The organism is Herbiconiux sp. VKM Ac-2851, from assembly GCF_013205105.1.
In the GTDB taxonomy this organism is placed as follows: Bacteria; Actinomycetota; Actinomycetes; order Actinomycetales; family Microbacteriaceae; genus Herbiconiux; species Herbiconiux flava.
In genome coordinates, this window is record NZ_JABMLJ010000002.1 from 567,460 (window position 1) to 586,106 (window position 18,647).

The following is an 18,647-nucleotide window of genomic DNA, read 5'->3' on the forward strand; positions in this document are numbered from 1 at the left end:
AGAACAGGAGCACCACCATGGTCAGCTACGGCGTCTTCCTCCCCGTCGGCAACAACGGCTGGATCCTCTCGACCACCTCCCCGCAGTACGAGCCGACCTTCGCCCTGCAGCGGAGCATCGTCGAGAAGGCCGAGCACTACGGTCTCGACTTCGCCCTCGCGATGCTGAAGTACCGCGGCTACGGCGGCGAGACCCAGCACTGGAACCACACCATCGACCCGATGACCCTGATGGCGTCGCTCGCCCCGATCACCAGCACGATCAAGCTCTACGCCACCGTCTCCCCGCTCAGCTACAACCCGATCGTGGTGGCGAAGATGGCACAGCTGATCGACGAGGTCTCGGGTGGCCGATTCGGCATCAACCTCGTGGCCGGCTGGAACCGCAGCGAGTACGCCCAGATGGGCGCCTGGCGCGGAGACGACTACTACGGCTACCGCTACGACTACCTCAGCGAGTTCACCCAGATCCTGCTCACCGCGTGGGAGACCGGCCGCGTCACCTTCCACGGTCAGTACTTCGACATCGAGGACTGCGAGGTGCTGCCGACCCCCGTCGGGCACATCGACCTCATCTCGGCCGGGTCCTCGCCGCGCGGTCGCCGCTTCGTCGCTGAGTACGCCGACTACCACTTCGGCTCGGGCCAGAGCGCCGAGGAGGTGGCCGCCTCGAACGCCCACCTCGCGTCCGAGAGCGAGAGCCTCGGGCGCACGCCCGGCTCCTTCGCCACGACCCTCGTCGTGATGGGCGACACGGATGCCGATGCGGCCCGCAAGGTCGAGCTCTACCAGCGCGGGGTCGACCGGGGTGCGGTGGAGGGGATGGTGCGCGAGTACTCCAACGACACCAGCACCGACGGCTCCAGCGCGGCGGTGGCCGCGAGCCACCGCGCCGACGTCTCCCCGTTCTACGGCGGACGCGCCCTGGTCGGATCACCGCAGACCGTCGCCGACCACCTCAACGCCATCGCGGCGGTGCCCGGCACGGCCGGCACCATGCTCACCTTCGACGACTTCGAGGAGGGCCTCGACCGCTTCGGCACCGAGGTCATGCCGCTGCTCGACCACCTGCCGACGAAAGGCTGACCGCCCGTGCCCTACCAGATGAGCCTCGCCCTCGACCTCTCGTTCTCGCACCACCAGGGCCGCTGGCGGCTGCCCGGCTCGTGGGAGGGCCGCACCTTTCCCGACCTCCGGATGTACACCGAGCTGCTGCTCGCCGCCGAGCGCGGCTGCCTCGACATGGTGTTCTTCGGCGACGGCTCCGGCATCCCCTCCACCTACGGCGACTCGATCGACGCGGCCGTGGAGTGGGGCATCGGCTACCCGCGGCAGGACATGAGCCCGTTCATCGCGGCCCTCGCGCAGCAGACGCAGCACATCGGCTTCGGACTGACCTACTCGTCGACCTTCATGCATCCGTTCTACGTCGCCCGGCTGCTGAACTCGCTCGACCTCGTCACCCAGGGTCGCATGGCGTTCAACGTGGTGGCCTCCAGCCGGGGAGCGGATGCGGCCAACTACGGTTTCGACGCGCTGATGGACCACGACGCCCGCTACCGCCGGATGGAGGAGTTCGTCACCGTCTGCCAGGAGCTCTGGCGGAGCGTCGACCGGGACGCCTTCGTCTGGGACAAGGAGACGGGGATGGTCGCCGAGCCGGGGCGCATCCGGCCGATCGACCACGCGGGCGAGTTCTTCCAGGTGAAGGGCCCGCTGAACTCGGTGCCGAGCCCGCAGCAGGCGCCTGTGCTGATCCAGGCGGGAGGATCGCCGCGGGGCATCCGCGCCTCGTCGACCTTCGCCGACGTCGTGTTCGGCGGCGCCTTCGACAACGCCGACCGGGCGAAGCACCGCGCCGCGCTCGACGAGGCGCTGCTCGTCGAGGGGCGCGACCCGTCGCGGGTCGGCATCCTCTGGGACCTGCAGCTGATCGTCGGCGAGACCACCGACGACGCCCTCCGCCGCAAGCAGCAGCTCGCCGACCTCCTGCCGCCCGAGGCCGCCGCCGCGCAGTTCGCCAACAACACCGGCTACGACTTCGCCAAGCTGCCGGCCCGTTTCACGCTCACCGAGCTCACCGCCGAGGTGATCGCGAAGCAGGCGAGCCCGATGGGCTTCCGCGACCTGGTGAACGAGCACGGCGCCGACACCGAGCTGAGCCGCGAGGAGTTCTTCGACTCGCTCTGGAAGGTCGCCACCGGCTACGAGCACACGGTCGCCGGGAGCGCGGCCGAGGTCGCCGACTACCTCGAGGAGTCGTACGAGGCCACCGGCAGCCGCGGCGGATTCATGGTCGCGCACCCGCAGGTCACGCCCCGCGACCTGATCGACGTGGTGGGGCTGCTCGTGCCCGAGCTGCAGCGGCGTGGACGGTTCCGCACGCGCTACGACGGCACGACCCTCCGCGACACCCTCGGGGTGCCCGCCTTCGCGTGAGAGTCTGAGACCGTGAGCCCCGAGAACCCGACCGGCCCCGACGGGCGGACGCCGTCCGGCGCCGGCCGCCCCGCCGGACCGCCGCGGCGGCGCAGCTTCACCGAGGCCAAGATCCTCGACCTCGGCCAGCACCGACGGCAGGACGAGGCACGGCGCCTGCGCGACCTCGTCTCCGCTTTCGTGCTCTCGGGCGCCACCGACGGGGAGCGGCTGCCGAGCGACGAGGAGATCGCCCGCGAGTTCTCGTGCACCCGCAACACGGCCCGCATCGCGATGCAGATGCTCGTGCAGGAGAACACCATCGGCCGCACCGCGGGCCAGGGCACCTACGCGAACCCGCGCCCGCTGACCTGGCGCACCGACCGGCTGCTGGATCAGCTGAAGATCGACCCACCACCCCTCGAGCACGACTACGTGCTGATCGGCTGGCGCGAGACCACCGCGGTGCCCACGCCGATGGCGGCTCTGTTCGACGAGACGGTCGACCGGATGGCCGTGTTCGAGCGGGTCATCCTCTACAAGGGGCGCCCCGGTTCGCTGCGCACCTACTACCTGCCGCTGCGGCCGGGCGACGAGTTCGGGCAGGGCGACGCGAACGACGACGTGTTCGAGATCATCGAGAGCCGGTTCGGGCACGAGCGCTTGACGGCCGACCGGCAGATCAGCGCAATCTCGGCCGACCTCTCGGCCGCCGAGCTGCTCGCGACCGAGGTGGGCACGCCGCTGCTGTTCATCGAGACGACCGTGCGGGAGCCGGGCGGCACCGTGGTGATGATCTACCACGGGCGGCAGCGCTCCGATCAGGTGCGGATCGCGTTGGAGCCGTCGCGCGGCGACCTATAAGGGCGGCGCAACGCCTGCGGGCGCGCTGCGCCGGCCGCGATGCCGCCGCTAAGCCGTGCCGGGGCGGCGGGCCACCGCCGGTGCGAGCAGCGCGAGAGCCGCGACGAGCACCGCGGCGATGACCGAGACCGCCGCGAGGGCGCCCGCCGCATCCGCGAGCGCGAACACCGCGAGCGGGCCCACCGCCGCGCCGATGTCGCCGGCCGTGCGGGTGAGCCCCACCACCGCGCCGGCGGCCGCGGGTTCGAAGCGCTCCCCGGTGACGACGTTCGGCACCACGCCGGCGACGCTGGTCGAGACGTAGTAGACGACGATCACGGCGCCGAAGGCGAGCGGCGCGGTGACGACCGGGAAGAGCATCAGGGCCCCCGCGCCCACGAGCGCCGAGGGCAGCAGCACGCTCAGCCGGGCGCCGCGGTCGACGAGCCGGCCGACCACCGGCAGGGCGGCGATGCTGATCACGGTTCCGGCGGCCATCGCGACGCCGAGGGTCAGCGGCGTGAGTCCGCCGGTGTCGTAGGCGAGCACCGGGATCAGCCCCTGCTCGCCGGCGAAGCGGGCCAGGAAGGTGGCGAAGGAGACCGCCACGAGACCCACGACGAGCGCGCCGGCGCCGGTGGGGAGACGGCGGCGGGGGCGGGGGGCCGCGGCGCGAGCATCCGTCGTCGCGTCGTCGTCACCCCGCTCCACGCTCTTCGGCGCGAAGGCCGCCCAGTAGTGCGCTGCCGGCCGCGCGAGGTCGACGACGAGGCACGCGACGAGCGGCACGACCGCCACCCCGAACGCCCCCGCCACCCCGAGCACCGTCACCGCGGCGCCGCCGAGCAGCGCGCCGACGGCGGATCCGCTCATCATCACCACGGTCGCGGTCGACATCGTGCGGCCGCGGCGCTCGGGCGGCGCCCCCGCCACGAGCACCGAGAAGCCGATCGTCACGGCGGCCCCGCCGAGCACCCCGGCCACCAGCCGGGCGGCGAGCAGCAGCGGCTCGCTCGGCAGCAGCCCGGTCACCGCGGTCACCAGGGCGAGCAGCACCGAGACGATCTGCAGGAAGCGCCGCGGCGGCACGCGCCGGAGCGCGAGCCCCGCCGGCACGTTCGCGATCACCCGCCCGATGGCGAACGCCGCGATCAGCAGGCCGATGCTGCCCGTGCCGATGCCGAAGCGCTCGACCAGCAGCGGAAGCGCCGGCACGATGACGCCCCAGGTCATCTGCGCCGACGCGATGAACGCGCAGACGAGGATCGCCTGCGCGTTCATGCCCAGCGGGCGCCCCGCGAGGGGGCCGGGAGTGCGGTCGTTCAGTCGGTCATCCCGATCGTCGTGTCGATGAACTCGTTGGTCACGAGGTCGGCCGGGGTGAGTCCCTCGGCGGGGGTGACGCCCTGCGTCTCGTAGACGGGGATCACCTTGTCCATCAGGTCCTGCACTCGGGCCTCGTCGAAGTCACCGAGGGTGTCGTTGTCGCCGTTGCCCGAGATGCCGTCCTCGATCATCGTCTGCACCGCGTAGTCGGCCACGCCCTGGGTGTAGACCCAGCCGGTGTCGTACTGCTCGGCCAGGTCGAGGATGAGCGAGTTCGCCTCAGCCGGGTCGGCGAAGTAGTCGACCTCCGCCTGCTGCAGCACGGGCACGATCGCCTTCAGGCAGTCGGCCTGCTCGGTGACGTCGGCGGAGCGCGCGACCACCGGGTCCTGGTAGGGGCGGAAGCCGAGGTCGTCGATGAGCTGGTAGGCCACGGGCTTCATCCAGTTCTCCACCTCGTTCTCGTACACGTAGGGCTCTGCCGAAGCGTAGCCCTGCTGCGCGTCCTTGCCGTCGGCGGCCACGAAGTTCGCCGGGGTGCCGTCGTACGAGGCATCCGTCTGGCCGGCCGGGATGACGCCCGCCGAGGTCAGGTACTGCATGTAGGCGGTGTCGGCGAAGTAGCGGATGATCGCCCCCGACTCCACCAGCTCGGGCACCGTCTTCACGTCGGGATAGGTCTCCGGGTCCCACATGATCATCAGCGGGCTGATGTCGTGCGAGGCGAACACCGCGGTGGTGGGCATGTCGGCCGACTGCGCGATCGACTCGTCGGTCGAGACGTAGCCGAGCAGGATGTCGGGGTCGGTGTACATCAGGCTCGACACCGGCTGGAACCCGGTCGCCGGCCCGCCCGCGCGGATCTCGACGTCGACGCCGGTGTACTCGCCCGCCGAGTAGAGCGGGCCCGAGACCGACTTGGCGGTCGCGTCGATCACCGGGTCGGGTCCGAGCAGCTCGTAGAGGTGGCCGTGCTCGGCCTCCGGGTTCCAGCCGGTCTGGATGACGACAGTCGCGGGGCAGACGCCCGACAGGTCGACGTCGCCCACGGCGGCCGCCGGGGTGGACCCGCCGGACTCCTCGGCCGAGCTGCCGGAGCTGCAGGCGCTGAGGGCCAGCGCCGTCACGGCGACGAGGCCGACGGCTGAGGCGAGGCGGGGAACGGATCGGGGCATGGCGTCTCCATCTGTCGAAGGGCGCTCCGGCAGGGCGGAGGCACGGGAATGGTGCAGGTGGTGCGAGCGGAGTCAGTCTGTCCTGCCGTCGTTGCACCGGTGTTTCGGCACCGCGAAGGATCGGTTGCGCCACTTCCTCCGCGCCAGAACGCGCGGCGGGGGAGCGGCTGCGCCACCGTCGGCGCCGGCCTGACGAGCGGATGCGCATCCGCTCTCTGACGGATTGTGACTGGCGAAATACGCCCGAAACCTCGGGCGCCGATACTGGAAGGGCAACGTAAGCCGTTGCGGGCCCACCGAGCCACAAGACCTCGGTGGAGTGTTGAGGGATGCGATGTCTCGCGCTGCGGCTCGCTGCACCGCTCCCTCATTTCCTGTCAATCGGTATGAAGTGAGAAGCAATGGCACTGAAGGTCACCATCGTCGTCGGCAACCCGAAGCCGAAGTCGCGCACGCTCAAGGTCGCCGAGACCCTGGTCGAGAAGCTGCTCGTGCCGGGATCGTACGAGCTCGAGATCATCGACCTCGCCGATCACACGGGCGAGATCTTCGCGTGGCCCTCCGACACGATGGCCGCCCTGAACGAGCGGGTCGCCGCGAGCGACCTGGCCGTGTTCGCGTCGCCCACCTACAAGGCGAGCTACACGGGGCTCCTCAAGGCGTTCCTGGACCGCTATCCCGCGAACGGCCTCGCGGGGGTGACGGCGATCCCGGTGCATACCGGGGGAGACCTCACCCACGCCATGGGGCCGACCGTGAACCTCGCACCGCTGCTCGTCGAGCTGGGTGCGGTCGTTCCGGGGCGCGGGTTCTACTTCGTCGCCGGCCAGATGGACCATCTCGACGAGATCGTCTCGCAGGCCGCGGCGGAGTACGCGCGGAACCTCGCGCGGCTGGCCGTGGTGGCCGGCGCCGCCGCTTCTCACTCCGCACCGGTTGCGTGACCGCAAGGAGACGGACAACATGACCATCGCACCAGACCGCGCCCCGGGCGTCGCCCCGGCGGCCATCGATCCCCGGGTGTTCCGGGACACGCTCGGGCACTACGCCTCGGGCATCACCATCATCGGCGGCATCGAGGACGGCGCCCCCGTCGGCTTCACCTGCCAGTCGTTCTACTCGGTCTCGACCGAGCCCCCGCTGGTGTCGTTCAGCGTGATGACGACGTCGACGACCTACCCGCGCATCCGCTCGACCGGCCGCTTCTCGGTGAACGTGCTCTCGCACCACCAGCACACGGTCTCGAACCAGTTCGCGCGCTCGGGCACCGACAAGTGGGCGGGCATCGACTGGTCGCCCGCCGCCTCGGGCAACCCGGTGATCGCCGACACCCTGATGTGGCTCGACTGCGACATCTGGGCCGAGCACGAGGCGGGCGACCACCTGATCGTGATCGGGCGGGTGAACGAGATGAGCCCGGCGTCGTGGCACAAGCACGACCCGCTGCTGTACTTCAAGGGGAAGTACCGGCACCTGCGGGAGGTGGAGGGGTAGTTCTCGCTCTGCGTGCTGCGGCGGTTGCTACGCCGTCAGCCAGATGGCGTCGAGGGCGTCGGACGGGACCTCGGTTCCGGTCGGCGCCTTCGCGTCGCTCTCACCCTCGAGTCGGTGGAGGGTGACCGTCGGGCCCGTCGCCACCCGCACCGCCGTGCCCGGCCCGATGCCCTCGGCCGCGAGCGAGCGCAGCAGCGCCGGGTCGCGGTCGCTGATCCGCACGACCCGTCCCTCGTGGCCCTCGGGCGCGTCGGCGAGCAGCAGCGCGTCGAAGCTCGGCACCGTGCCGCCCGCCGTGGGGATCGGGTCGCCGTGCGGGTCCTGCACCGGATGCCCGAGCCGCTCGTCGATCGCGTCGAGCAGCCGCTCGCTGATCGCGTGCTCGAGCACCTCGGCCTCGTCGTGCACCTCGTCCCAGCCGAAGCCCATCTCGCGCACGAGCCAGGTCTCGATCAGGCGGTGCCGGCGCACCACGCCCATCGCGCGGAGCCGGCCCTCGGCCGTGAGGGTGAGCGGTCCGTAGGGCACGTGGGTGAGCATCCCGCCCGCCGCCAGCTTCTTCACCATCTCGGTCACCGACGACGGCGCGACGCCGAGCCGCCCGGCCAGCACCGAGGGGCTGATCGGCACGGGCTGCCACTCGGTGTGGGCGTAGATGGCCTTGAGGTAGTTCTCGGTGGCCGTGTCCTGGCTCATGATGCGTCAAGCCTAGCGAGCGGATGCTCGGGGATACGCTCGGGGGATGAGCGCTGCATCTCCGTCGCCTTCGTCGGCCTCGTCGTCTCTGGAAGAGCTGCTGCAGGCTGCGGCCGCCGATCGGGGTGCCGCGCCGGCGTTCGTGGAGGCGCTGCTGGAGAGCACGGTGATCGTGCCGGGACGGGCATCCGACGATCGCACCGTGAACCTGGCCGATCTGCGCGGGCCCGACGGGCGCTCAGTGCAGCCGTTCTACACCTCGGAGGCGCGGCTGCGCGAGACGCTCGAGGTCGTGCCGGGGTTCGAGCGGGCGTTCCTCGGGATGCCGTGCCGGGCGCTCTGGGAGATGACGCGCGGGGCGACGCTCGTGCTGAACCCGCACTCGCCGTACGGCAAGGAGTTCCTGCCGGGCGAGATCGGACAGCTGCTCGACGGGGCTGCGGCGCTGACACCGCGGGAGGTTCCGGCCGGAACGCGAGTGCTCGTGGGGGAGCCGGCGCAGGTGCCGCCGGGCATGACCGACGCGCTCGCCGCGGTGTTCGCGGGGCATCCGGACGTCTCGGAGGCGGTGCTCGGGTGGACGGTGACGCCGCCGTCGGACTCGAGCTACCTGCTCGTCGTCGTGGGGCCGCCGTCGCTGCGCTCCTCGCTGGCGGCGGACCTCGGGCGGGCGCTCGCGACCTTCTCGACGGCGGCGCCCGTCGACGTGCTCTACGCGGCGCCGGGGTCGCGGCACCTGCTGCACGGGGTGGCGCCCTTCTACCGCGCACCCGCCGCCCCCGCCGCCCCGCGCCCCCGCCGCGGCCTCTTCGGCCGCCGCTGACCTCGCGCGGTCGCTGCCGGTCCTGGGCGCCGCTCACCTGCGCGGCCGCTCCCACCTGTAGCACCTGGGTACCGCGGATGCGGTAGCCGACCCGGTCCCTCAGGACGATCCACCGCTCGCTCCCACGCGGAAGTCTGGAGCCATGCCTCCGAAAGGACTTCCCATGACAGCCTCGCCCACCGCCGCTCCCGTCCTCGCCCCCGTCGCGCCGGCCCTCACTTGGACGTCGCCCGAGACCAAGCTCTGGGTAGCGACCCTGTCCGACGAGTTCGCCGGCTACGTCGAGTTCACCGCGGGCCACTTCGCGGTCACCGACGCCACCGGCCACCCCCGCCCGCCCCACGCCACCCTCCGCGCGGCCCAGTCCTCCCTCACCCCCACCCCCGCCGACCCAAACGCGCCCACCACCATTAGCACCACCGACGCGGTCGCCGACGCCGACGCAGCAGCCACCGCCTTCGCTGTCGCCACCCACGTGCCCGCCGCATCCGGCCACCTATCCGACCTCAGCCCGCTGCTGACGCCAGCGCTCGCGGCCACCGCCATCGCCCTAGCGGGCGCAGCCCTCGGCACCCTTGCGGTGGCCCTCAACGTGCTCGCCCTCTGACGGATTTATCCACAGATCCCCGCCGGGCCGTCCACGCGCCCGGCCGCCCTGGCACCATCGCCGGATGCCTCATCCGATCCTTCACGCCTGGATCGACGAGAGCATGCGAACCGTGGGCGTCCCCCGCCCTTCCTACCTCCTGGGCGGGCTGCTGACCGACCCCCGCCTCTGCGATCCCTACCGCGCCGAGCTCACCCGGCTCCGCACCACCGGCGTCAAGCTGCATTGGCGCGAGCTCGATCCCCGCCACCGCCGTCGAGCCATCGACGTGCTCACCGGCTTCCGCGCGCAGTTCGTCGTCGTCATCGCAGCGCCGATGGACCCGCGAAAGCAGGAGCGCGCCAGATCGATCTGTCTCGAGCGGCTCGCGTGGGAGCTGCAGCAGCAGGAGGTGGCTCAGGTCTCCCTGGAAGCCCGATCGAACAGCCTCATGCGGAAGGACGATCAGACCATCGAGCACCTGCGCGGTCGACGGGTCATCGATTCGAGCCTCCGCCTGGAGCATCGGCTCCCGAGTACCGAGCCGATGGTCTGGGCAGCGGACCTCGTGCTGGGGCTGGTGGGAGGACATCTCGCTGGCGATCACCGGATGTCCGACGCGCTCGACGATCTGAGGGACCGGGTCTCGATCATCCCGATCGAGCTCTAGACAGCGCGAAAGCCGGGTCCCGTCAAAGGACGGGGATTCCGGCTTTTACTTCTCGACCTCCCAGCAGGAGCGAGCACAACGACTCTAGCGCCCCCATTCCGCAAAGACAAGAGGAATGCTCAGGCGCCGGTGTAGCGGCCCGGGCGGTGGTTCAGCGCGAGCACGAGGTTGAGCAGCACGGCGCCCGCCGCCGAGAGGAGGACGGTGAGCGGCGGCACGACTGCGAAGGCGCAGACCACGACCGCGACGTCGAGCGCCATCTGCACGTAGCCCGCCCGCCAGCCGAACTTCTCCTGCGCGATCAGCGCGAGGATCGTGAAGCCACCGAGGCTCGACCGGTGCCGGAACAGCACGAGCAGCCCGATGCCCGCCAAGAGGTTCCCGGCCAGCACCCCGTACACCGGGTCAAGCCGGTCGACGACGATCGCGAGCGGGTTCAGCAGCGAGAACGCCGACAGCAGGGCGACGCTCGCGATGGAGCGGAGGGTGAAGGTGAGGCCCTTCATCCACAGCGCGAGCCCGAAGAAGGGGATGTTCAGCACGAAGAACACCACCCCGAACGGCAGCGGCACGACGTAGCTGAGCAGCAGCGCGAGGCCCGCCGTCCCGCCGGTGACGGCCCCGCTCGACTTCAGCAGGAAGACGCCGAGCGAGGCGGTGAACGTCCCGGTCAGCACCCCGAGCACGTCCTCGGCGAACGAGTGCCGCAACGGGTTCCTCGAGGGTTTCGGGCTGGCGGGGTTCGCCAGGTCCGAAGGGTCGCCGAGAGGGGCGGATGCTCGGCCGGCACGATCGACCGAGGTCACGCGAACACCTCCGAGGCGGGCAGCGCGGCAGCCGCGGTGACGGGAGCGGTCGGCCGAGCATCCGTCGCCCCGGAGCCCGCGGGCGGGGTCACCCCGGCCAGCACCGCCACCACGCGATCCGTCGCCGCCGCGTCGGCGATCGAGATGCGCACTCCGTCGCCGGGATACCCCCGCACGAGGATGTGGTTCGCCGCCAGCAGGTCGACGAGGGCCTCGCGGTCGGCGTCGGGCATCCGGAGCCAGACGAAGTTCGCGCTGCTGTCGGGCACCACCCAGCCCTGCGCGCGGAGGGCCGCGGTGAGGCGCGAGCGCTCGGCCACGACCTCGGCGACCCGGCTGCGCATCTCGCCGGCCGCCGCGGGCTCGAGCGAGGCGAGGGCGGCGCGCTGCGCGAGGGCGCTCACGGCGAAGGGCAGCCCCGTGCGACGCAGGCCGTCGGCCACGGCGGGCGCGGCGATCGCGTAGCCGACCCGCAACCCGGCCAGTCCGTAGGCCTTCGAGAACGTGCGCAGGATGCAGATGTTCGGATGCCGCCGGAACAGCGCCACCGAATCGACAGCGCCGGCGCCCGAGTACTCGATGTACGCCTCGTCGATCACCACGAGCACGTCGCTCGGCACGCGGGCGAGGAAGGCGTCGAGCTCGGCGGCGTCGAGCGGCACGCCGGTCGGGTTGTTCGGCGTGCAGAGCAGCACGACCCGCGTGCGCGGCGTCACGGCGTCGGCCATCGCCTCGAGGGCGTGCGCCTCGTCGGCCCGCAGCGGCACCGCGACCGGCACGGCGCCGGCCAGCCGCGCGAGGATCGGATACGCCTCGAACGACCGCCACGCGAACACGACCTCGTCGCCCGGGTCGCAGAGCGACGCGATGATCTGCTGCAGCACGCCCGTGCTCCCCGCCCCCACAACCGTCTCCTCGACGGTGACGTCGAACAGCTCGGCGAGCCGCTCGCGCAGTGCCGTCGACGCGGTGTCGGGATAGCGGTTCACCGCCGCGCTCGAGTGCGCCAGCACCTCCAGAACCGCGGGCAGCGGTGCGTGGTGGCTCTCGTTCGAGGCGAGGGCGGCGGTGAGCTCGTGCTCGGCGCGGCGTCCGGCGATGTAGGCGGGCAGGGCGAGCACGGCGTCGCGCGGGCGCGGGGCGCGGGCAGGGGTCTCGGGCATGAGACGAGTCTGAGAGCGGATGCGCAGCGGCGCAAACGGCACGGCCTCTGTTGAGCATCCTGCGCGATTTAAGACGCTGAAGTGACAGAATGACCATCGTGAACCTGCTCGACGACCTCGACGCCCGCATCCTGCTCGCTCTCGACGAGAACCCGGACGCGACGGTGCTGCACCTCGCCCAGACCCTCGGCGTCGCGCGCAACACCGTGCACGCGCGGCTGCGGCGCATGTCGGACAGCGGCGCCCTCGGCTCCTTCAGCAAGCGCGTCGCGCCGTCGGCGCTCGGCTACCCGCTGGTGGCCTTCGTCTGGATCGCGATCAGCCAGGCGTCGGACAGTGCGGCGATGGCGAGCCTGGCGGAGATCCCCGAGATCGTGGAGATGCACGCCACGACGGGCGACGCCGACCTGCTCGCGAAGGTCGTCGCCCGCGACCCGCAGCACCTGCACAGCCTCACCAGCCGGATGCTGCGCATCGACGGGGTGATGCGCACGAACACGGCGCTGTCGCTCGTGGAGGCGATGCCGCACCGGGTGCGGGGGCTGCTCGAAGGGGTCGCGGGGGCCTGACCCGACCGCCCGCGCGCCGGAACGGCCGCCGCGGGTCCGGTCGCCTGTGCGCCGGGCTAGGGGCGGGGACGCGCGGGGTGGGGGCGACGGGTGGCGGCGGCTGCCGCGAGGGCGCCTGCGGCGAGCACCGCGAGGGCGGCGAGCGCCAGTGGCAGGGGATCGTTCCCCGTCGCCGCGAGGGCGGGATGCACGGCGTCGGCGCCCGCCTCCGGGCCCGAAGGCGCCGGGGCGGAGGGGGCGGCGGGCGAGGCCGGCGCCGGAGAAGCCGGCGTGGGCGTGGGCGAGGGCGACGGCGACGGCTCCGTCGGCGCGATCGCCTCCGCGACGGCCGCCCCCACCTCGGTCGCGAGGAAGCCGACTCCCGCGGCATTCGGGTGCAGCACCCCGAGCTTCACCGACAGCCCCTCGACGCCCGACGGCGACCCGACCCCGGTCGTCAGCGTCACTCCGTTGATGTAGGGATCGCTCGTCGAGCACGCCGAGTGGCTCTCGGTCGCGGCGAGCGTCGAGACGTAGCTGGCCCCGGCCCCTTCGGCCGCCGTGCGGATCGCCGCATCCAGCCGCGCCTCGGTCTCGTGCAGATACCCGGTGTCGACGTCGGTGAACGGGAACGCGTTCGACGGGAAGGTGCCGCTGCCGGTGATCAGCGGCGTGAAGCATCCGCCGCCGGGAACGTTCGAGACGTCGGGCGCGATCGACGGATACCCGACCACCACGACCCGCGCGTTCGGCGCCTTCGCGGCGATCAGCGCGAAGGTCTGGGCGAGCGCCGGCGCGACCGTGCCGTCGAGCTTCGCCTTCAGCGTGTCCACCTCGAACTCACCCGAGCCCTGAACGTAGAGCGCCCGGCAGTTCGGCAGGTCGACGGCGAACAGCGGCCCCTGGGCCGACTGCGCGAGGCACGAGGTGGCGACCGTCGAGAAGCCGAGGTCGTTGCCGCCGATGGTCACGGTGACGACGTCGGTGTCGGCGCTGAGGGCGTCCGACTGCACGGGCGCGACCCCGGCGCCGGTGATGGTCGTCTGCGGCGTGTCCCGGATGTTCGCCGTCACCGCCCCGCTGCACGTCCGGTCGGTCAGCGCCAGCCCGAGGGCATCGGCGATCAGGTGCGGGTAGTTCGCCACCGCCTGGTAGCACCCCGCCGCCGGCTCGTCGCTGAACGGCTCGAGCCCGAAGCCCGCCGAGTACGAGTCGCCGAGGGCGACGTACTGCACGGGGTCGGCGACGGATGCCCGCCCGGCGTCGTCCGCCGAAGCCGCCTGGGCGCCGAGCGCCAGGGATCCGACGACGAGGGGCAGGGCGAGAAGGGCCGCGACGGTGCGGCGGATTCGGGTTTCGGGCACGGCATCACGGTAGCCGCCCTCGTTCGCCGGGGGAAGGAGCTCGGCGGCCCGGGCGGCGCGGCGAGCATCCGCCGCGCTAATCGGACAGGAGCCCCGACTGCATCACGCGCTCGACATCGATGGCGATGACCACGCGCTGCGGGTTCTCGCGGGGTTGGCGGTAGCGGCCGGCATAGCGCTCGACGGCGTCGGCGACCGCGTCGGGCTCGTCGAGGATGCGGGCGGTGCCGGCGAGGGTGATCCAGCGGGCGCCGTCGACCTGGCAGACGCTGGCGCGGCCGTCGCGGCGCACGTTCAGCACCTTCTGCGACGGCCCGTTCGTGATGATGCGCACGGTGCCGATGGCTTCGCCCTGCCCCGCCTCGGCCTCTGCTCCGGCTGCCGCGGCGGCCCGTGGCTCGAACGTGAAGCCCACGGGCACCACGTGCGGGAACCCGTCGGGCAGCAGCGTCGTGAGCGTGGCGAGATGGCGCACGGTCACGAACTCGAGGGCGGCGGCGTTCAGCGGTGCGGTCACCCGGTCAGCCTAGTTCGGCGAGGTGAGCGGATGCCCGCCCGCGCGACGCCGTCAGGCCAGCGTGACGGCCCCGCCGTACCCGTCGAGTGGCTCGTCAGGCCAGAGTGACGGCCGTGCCGTACGCCACGACCTCCTGCGCGTTCTGCCCGACCTCGCTCGCGTCGAAACGCATGGCGATCACGGCGTCGGCGCCGAGGGCGGTGGCGGCCTCGATCAGGCGCTGCTTCGCCTCCTCGCGGCTCTGCATGAGCTGCTTCGTCAGGCCGGCGAGCTCGCCGCCGACGAGCGCCTTCAGTCCGGCGCCGAACTGCACGCCCGCGTTGCGCGACCGCACGGTCAGCCCGGTCACCTCGCCCAGCACGCCGGTGATCTGGCGGCCGGGCACATCGTTCATCGTCGAGATCAGCATGGCGCGATCATGCCAGACCCCGCCCCGCCCCCGCGTCCCCCGTGTGCCACCCCCATCCGCAAACCGCACCGAATGAACCGATCACCTCACGCGAATTCCGCCAGACGAGCGGCGGTCGCGGGAAGCCCGGTCGCTCGCATCCGGTCGATCACGCCGTGCTCGTCGAGGACCGGCAGCCGCGCCGCGCGGGCGACCTTCCCGACCACCTTCCAGACCATCCCCGGGTCGTGGTCGAAGCAGCGGGCGAGGACGTCGTCGCAGGCGTCGCTCACGGCGGAGTTCATGAGCAGCCGCGTTCGATCGAAATGCTCGGCGGGGAGGTCGGGCCGGTTGGCGGCGAGGCTTCGGAAGGTCTCGTCGAGGATCTGCTCCGACCAACGGGCGCGCAGCCCGCCCTCGATGGCGACACGGATCAGCAGGTCTCGAAGGAGTGAGGGGTAGAGGACGTTCGCGTCGAGGAGGGCGCACACCGTCACCGGTCGAGGCCCATCTCCTGCCCCAGTCGGACGAGCTCATCGGCGGCGGTGTGCGACTTCGCCGTCTCGGTGGCTCTGAAGTCGAGGAGGGACGCGAGGTCGACGCGGCGGTGGGAACCGACGAGGCGGTACCGGACGGCGCCGCTCTCCAAGAGCTTCACCAGATGAGGTCGCGAGACGTTGAGGAGTTCGGCGGCCTGGGTGGTGGTCAGCTCGTCATCGGCCTCGAGCACGCGCATGCGCCGGCCGGCGGCGAGGCCTTCAAGTGCCTCCATCACGAGCGCCTCCAGCGCGGTCGGGATCTCCACCGGGTCACTGTCGCCGTCGATGACGAGCCGGATGCTGCCGCGGGACGTCGTGCCGGAAGCCACCGCCCGAACCCGATCGAGGGCTCGGCGGGCGACGTGCTCGGACGCGGGGTCGCCCCGCGCTGCAGAAATCGACACAACGTCATCATCTCACACAACTGAAACAAACGAAACGGCCGAGGCGGATGCGGCAGCCGCGAAGGAGTCGGCGACGAGGGCGACGGGGTCGGCGGCGGGGGAGGCGACCTTGAGGGTGGTGAGGGTGGTGAGGGTGGTGAGGGCGGACGGCGGGGCCGCCGCGCAGAAGGCGGCGAGGCGGGCGGGGGTGAGCAGGCTCGCGCCGAAGCCCGCTGCGGCCGAGGCGGGGGTGAGCACCGGGAGGTGGCTGTCCGACCAGGCGCCGCCGAGCGGGGTGGCCGATGGGCCGGCGCCCGAGATGCCGAGGCCGACGGGCAGTCCCGACGCGACCGCCGCGGCGAGGTGCAGCAGGGGGCCGTCGGGCCTCTGCGTCTCGACGGCGGAGCGCCCCCAGTTGATCGCGATCCCCAATGGGGTCGGGCCGGTCGCCGTCGTCAGTGCCGCGAGCTCGAGCTGCAGCGGCAGGAAGCCCTTCTGCGGTCGCACGCTCGTGATGCTGTCGCAGTGCTCGAGCATCACCCGCGCCCCGTGCCAGTCCCACGATGCGATCTCGCTCAGCGACTCGACTAGGGCGTGACGGTGCGCGGGCAGGCGTGCGGGATCCGCACGCGGGGCCGAGGGCAGGTGCACCGCGGCGACCGAGCCGGGGCCGGCCCGTTCCACGATCCGCGAGATCGCATCGCGCGCGTCTCGGGCCAGCGCGAGGGCCGCCGCCCGGCACCGCGGGTCGAGCGAGGCGATGCCGAAGTCCGCCCCGCGCTGCATCGTCGCGGGCACGAGCGTGAGCACGTGCGTCCCGGCTAGCCCGAGCCCGAGCTCCGCCTCGAGGCGCGGAGGGTCGGCGACGTAGTCGCTCCCCCACGGCACCTCGAGGCCGGCCGCGCCGGTCTCGTCGAGCAGCCGGCGCGCGAACACGGATGCCCGGCCGTGGTCGGCACGGGCATCCGCGGGTTGAGCACAGTACGCGGCGACGACGGCCGCGCTCACCGCGCCCCGGCCACCCGCGCAGCATTCGGCAGCCCGAGGCTGTCGAAGTAGCGCGCGAACTCCACCAGCGGTGCCCCCTCGTGCGCACCGATGCCCTCGGGCTTCCACCGGCTCACCGGGAGGATCCGCAGTTTCGAGCTGTGGCTCAGGTAGTACTTCGCCGAGCTCGGGTAGCGCGAGTTGATCACGTGCTCGGCCACGGTGAGCAGCCGCTGCACGGTCAGCACCTGATCGGCGGGCGCGTCGTCGAAGTGCTCGCAGAGCCACGACACCGACTCCGGGTGGATGTTCGCCGCGTACCCGCTCAGGCCGGCACCGCCCGCCCGCAGCGAGTCGGTCAGCGAGGAGATCTGCGCGTTGTACATCTTCAGCCGGGTGCCCCTCATCACGTCGATCCGGGCGCGCAGGGTGTCGACGGAGTGGCTGGTGTCCTTGTAGAACACGAAGCGCCCGGACTCCGCCATCCACCGCACGAGCTCGATCGACGGCAGACGCTTGTAGGGCAGCGGGCATTCGTAGATCCCGAAATCGACACCGGGGTTCTCGTCGAGGATGTGCTGCACGCGCTCCTCCCAGATGGCGTCGGTCTCGTCGAGGCCGGCCACGAGGGAGGAGATCAGCACCACCGCATCCACTCCCGTGGCTGCCATCGCGCCGGCCGAGCGCGCCTGCTCGTCCGCGTCGCCCGATGACACGGACGAGGCGATCACCGGCACGCGGCCGGCTGTGCGGGCGACGACGCGGCGGGCCAGGTCGAGCCGCTCCTCCTCGGTGAGGTCGTACATCTCGCCCGAGAGAGCGACGGTGAAGATGCCAGCCGATCCGTTGTCGATCAGCCAGTCGGTGAGCTGGTCGACCTCGTCCCAGGCGATCGAGCGGTCGTCGTTGAAGGGGGTGAGCATCACGGGCCAGGCGCCGTTCGGCAGGGTGTCGGTCATGATTCGCTTTCTGAGGGGAACGGGATGAACGGGGTTGAGTGGAAGGGCGGGCGAAGAGAAGCTGTCAGCCCTTGAGCGAGCCGCTGACGAGGTCGAGCCGCCAGTACCGCTGCAGGAACAGGAACAGCGCGATCAGCGGCACGATCGAGACGAGACAGCCCATGATCACGACGTTGTAGGTGTTCGGCTGGTCGTTGCCCTGGCTCATCAGCGAGAAGAAGCCGACGGTGAGCGGGTACATCTCACTGCGCGACAGCATGATGTAGGGCAGCAGGAAGTTGTTCCAGATGCCCACGAACTGCAGCAGGAAGACGGTGATCAGCCCGGGCACCATCGGGTACACGGCGACCGAGCGGAACAGTCGCCACTCTCCGGCGCCGTCGAGCCGTCCTGCCTCGAGCATCTCGTCGGACACGACGGCCGAGGCGTAGATGCGGCAGAGGTAGATGCTGAACGGGCTGATCATGCACGGCAGCAGCACCGACCAGTAGCTTCCGGCGATGCCGATCGTCGACAGCAGCAGGTACTGCGGGATGGCGAGGATGACGCCCGGGATGAGCACCCCGATCAGCAGGAAGTTGAACACCAGCTTCTTGCCCCGGAATCGGTACTTCGCGAGCCCGTAGCCCGCCAGCGCCGACACAGCGGTACCGAGCAGCGCCCCGCCACCCGCGAAGATCAGGCTGTTCACGCACCACTGCCAGAACGCTCCGTCGCGGGTGGTGATCAGGGCCTGGAAGTTCTCGGCGAAGCCGCCGGTGAAGCTCGGCCAGAGCGAGAACGTGGTGAACAGCTCGCCCGAGCTCTTCGTGGCGGCGGTGAACAGCCACAGCACGGGCAGCAGCGAGTAGGCGGCACCGATCAGGAGCACGAAGGTGGGCCAGAACGCGGCGCGGGGGCGGGTGACACTCGGGCGGGCGGACGCCCGGGGCCGGGCGCCGGTGGTGCGGACGGCGGTCATGG

At 71.6% G+C, this 18,647-nt stretch carries 22 protein-coding genes; 9 read left to right on the top strand and 13 right to left on the bottom strand.

What is annotated here, in order from left to right; all coding sequences use genetic code 11:
* Positions 1 to 17 precede the first annotated feature (17 nt).
* From HQQ85_RS09360 to HQQ85_RS09370, 3 genes are read left to right on the top strand one after another with little or no spacing between them, the layout of a single operon-like run.
* Positions 18 to 1,085, top strand: coding sequence for an LLM class flavin-dependent oxidoreductase (locus HQQ85_RS09360; protein ID WP_173182243.1), 1,068 nt, complete (start codon positions 18 to 20; stop codon positions 1,083 to 1,085).
* 6 nt (positions 1,086 to 1,091) lie between these two features.
* Positions 1,092 to 2,438, top strand: a complete 1,347-nt coding sequence (locus HQQ85_RS09365; protein ID WP_371741833.1) for an NtaA/DmoA family FMN-dependent monooxygenase — start codon at positions 1,092 to 1,094, stop codon at positions 2,436 to 2,438.
* A gap of 12 nt (positions 2,439 to 2,450) precedes the next feature.
* Complete coding sequence (locus HQQ85_RS09370; protein WP_173182244.1) at positions 2,451 to 3,281, top strand: GntR family transcriptional regulator; 831 nt, start codon at positions 2,451 to 2,453, stop codon at positions 3,279 to 3,281.
* 48 nt (positions 3,282 to 3,329) lie between these two features.
* On the opposite strand, the gene HQQ85_RS09375 is transcribed toward HQQ85_RS09370, so the two are convergent.
* Both HQQ85_RS09375 and HQQ85_RS09380 read right to left on the bottom strand, forming a co-directional pair.
* Positions 3,330 to 4,541 carry an MFS transporter gene (locus tag HQQ85_RS09375; RefSeq protein ID WP_173182245.1) on the bottom strand — a complete coding sequence of 404 codons (1,212 nt, stop codon included), beginning with the start codon at positions 4,539 to 4,541 and terminating at the stop codon, positions 3,330 to 3,332.
* Positions 4,542 to 4,582: 41 nt separating this feature from the next.
* Positions 4,583 to 5,761, bottom strand: coding sequence for an ABC transporter substrate-binding protein (locus HQQ85_RS09380; RefSeq protein WP_173182246.1), 1,179 nt, complete (start codon positions 5,759 to 5,761; stop codon positions 4,583 to 4,585).
* Positions 5,762 to 6,162: 401 nt separating this feature from the next.
* Between HQQ85_RS09380 and HQQ85_RS09385 the strand changes: the two genes are divergently transcribed.
* Both HQQ85_RS09385 and HQQ85_RS09390 read left to right on the top strand, forming a co-directional pair.
* The gene (locus HQQ85_RS09385) at positions 6,163 to 6,705 is read left to right on the top strand and encodes an NADPH-dependent FMN reductase (protein WP_173182247.1); all 543 of its coding nucleotides are present in this window, start codon (positions 6,163 to 6,165) and stop codon (positions 6,703 to 6,705) included.
* Between the two features lie 19 nt (positions 6,706 to 6,724).
* Positions 6,725 to 7,255, top strand: coding sequence for a flavin reductase family protein (locus HQQ85_RS09390; protein WP_173182248.1), 531 nt, complete (start codon positions 6,725 to 6,727; stop codon positions 7,253 to 7,255).
* Between the two features lie 27 nt (positions 7,256 to 7,282).
* On the opposite strand, the gene HQQ85_RS09395 is transcribed toward HQQ85_RS09390, so the two are convergent.
* Entirely contained in the window at positions 7,283 to 7,951 is a 669-nt protein-coding gene (locus HQQ85_RS09395) for a metal-dependent transcriptional regulator (protein ID WP_173182249.1), read from the bottom strand.
* A 46-nt stretch (positions 7,952 to 7,997) separates the two neighbouring features.
* Here HQQ85_RS09395 and HQQ85_RS09400 point away from each other — a divergent pair, with 46 nt between their 5' ends.
* The 3 genes from HQQ85_RS09400 to HQQ85_RS09410 all read left to right on the top strand — a co-directional run bounded on the left by HQQ85_RS09400 (position 7,998) and on the right by HQQ85_RS09410 (position 10,030).
* Positions 7,998 to 8,774 carry an enhanced serine sensitivity protein SseB C-terminal domain-containing protein gene (locus HQQ85_RS09400; protein WP_173182250.1) on the top strand — a complete coding sequence of 259 codons (777 nt, stop codon included), beginning with the start codon at positions 7,998 to 8,000 and terminating at the stop codon, positions 8,772 to 8,774.
* Between the two features lie 163 nt (positions 8,775 to 8,937).
* Positions 8,938 to 9,381 (top strand): hypothetical protein, encoded by a 444-nt coding sequence (locus HQQ85_RS20770; protein WP_216851597.1) that lies wholly within the window; start codon positions 8,938 to 8,940, stop codon positions 9,379 to 9,381.
* A gap of 64 nt (positions 9,382 to 9,445) precedes the next feature.
* Entirely contained in the window at positions 9,446 to 10,030 is a 585-nt protein-coding gene (locus HQQ85_RS09410) for a hypothetical protein (RefSeq protein ID WP_173182251.1), read from the top strand.
* 119 nt (positions 10,031 to 10,149) lie between these two features.
* Here the strand turns inward: HQQ85_RS09410 and HQQ85_RS09415 are convergent, their stop codons facing one another.
* A complete protein-coding gene (locus tag HQQ85_RS09415; protein WP_173182252.1) occupies positions 10,150 to 10,836 on the bottom strand; it encodes a YitT family protein in 687 nt (228 codons plus the stop codon).
* Positions 10,833 to 11,999 carry a histidinol-phosphate transaminase gene (gene hisC, locus HQQ85_RS09420; RefSeq protein ID WP_173182253.1) on the bottom strand — a complete coding sequence of 389 codons (1,167 nt, stop codon included), beginning with the start codon at positions 11,997 to 11,999 and terminating at the stop codon, positions 10,833 to 10,835. Before hisC ends, HQQ85_RS09415 begins: the two co-directional genes overlap by 4 nt.
* An 89-nt stretch (positions 12,000 to 12,088) precedes the next feature.
* Here hisC and HQQ85_RS09425 point away from each other — a divergent pair, with 89 nt between their 5' ends.
* A complete protein-coding gene (locus HQQ85_RS09425; RefSeq protein ID WP_173182254.1) occupies positions 12,089 to 12,568 on the top strand; it encodes an Lrp/AsnC family transcriptional regulator in 480 nt (159 codons plus the stop codon).
* 56 nt (positions 12,569 to 12,624) lie between these two features.
* On the opposite strand, the gene HQQ85_RS09430 is transcribed toward HQQ85_RS09425, so the two are convergent.
* From HQQ85_RS09430 to HQQ85_RS09465, 8 genes are all read right to left on the bottom strand, one after another.
* Positions 12,625 to 13,911: an SGNH/GDSL hydrolase family protein gene (locus tag HQQ85_RS09430; RefSeq protein WP_173182255.1), complete on the bottom strand. Its 1,287-nt coding sequence runs from the start codon at positions 13,909 to 13,911 to the stop codon at positions 12,625 to 12,627.
* Between the two features lie 76 nt (positions 13,912 to 13,987).
* Positions 13,988 to 14,428, bottom strand: a complete 441-nt coding sequence (locus HQQ85_RS09435) for a PPOX class F420-dependent oxidoreductase (RefSeq protein WP_173182256.1) — start codon at positions 14,426 to 14,428, stop codon at positions 13,988 to 13,990.
* A gap of 94 nt (positions 14,429 to 14,522) precedes the next feature.
* Complete coding sequence (locus HQQ85_RS09440; RefSeq protein WP_173182257.1) at positions 14,523 to 14,837, bottom strand: YbjQ family protein; 315 nt, start codon at positions 14,835 to 14,837, stop codon at positions 14,523 to 14,525.
* A gap of 86 nt (positions 14,838 to 14,923) precedes the next feature.
* Complete coding sequence (locus HQQ85_RS20775; RefSeq protein ID WP_216851598.1) at positions 14,924 to 15,307, bottom strand: hypothetical protein; 384 nt, start codon at positions 15,305 to 15,307, stop codon at positions 14,924 to 14,926.
* A 2-nt stretch (positions 15,308 to 15,309) separates the two neighbouring features.
* Positions 15,310 to 15,759 (bottom strand): excisionase family DNA-binding protein, encoded by a 450-nt coding sequence (locus tag HQQ85_RS21630; RefSeq protein ID WP_173182258.1) that lies wholly within the window; start codon positions 15,757 to 15,759, stop codon positions 15,310 to 15,312.
* A 12-nt stretch (positions 15,760 to 15,771) separates the two neighbouring features.
* Positions 15,772 to 16,746, bottom strand: a complete 975-nt coding sequence (locus HQQ85_RS09455) for a DUF4862 family protein (RefSeq protein WP_173182259.1) — start codon at positions 16,744 to 16,746, stop codon at positions 15,772 to 15,774.
* Entirely contained in the window at positions 16,743 to 17,684 is a 942-nt protein-coding gene (locus HQQ85_RS09460) for a dihydrodipicolinate synthase family protein (RefSeq protein WP_173182260.1), read from the bottom strand. The genes HQQ85_RS09455 and HQQ85_RS09460 overlap by 4 nt, the downstream gene beginning before the upstream one ends.
* Positions 17,685 to 17,748: 64 nt before the next feature.
* Positions 17,749 to 18,645 (bottom strand): carbohydrate ABC transporter permease, encoded by an 897-nt coding sequence (locus HQQ85_RS09465; protein WP_173182261.1) that lies wholly within the window; start codon positions 18,643 to 18,645, stop codon positions 17,749 to 17,751.
* Positions 18,646 to 18,647: the final 2 nt, after the last annotated feature.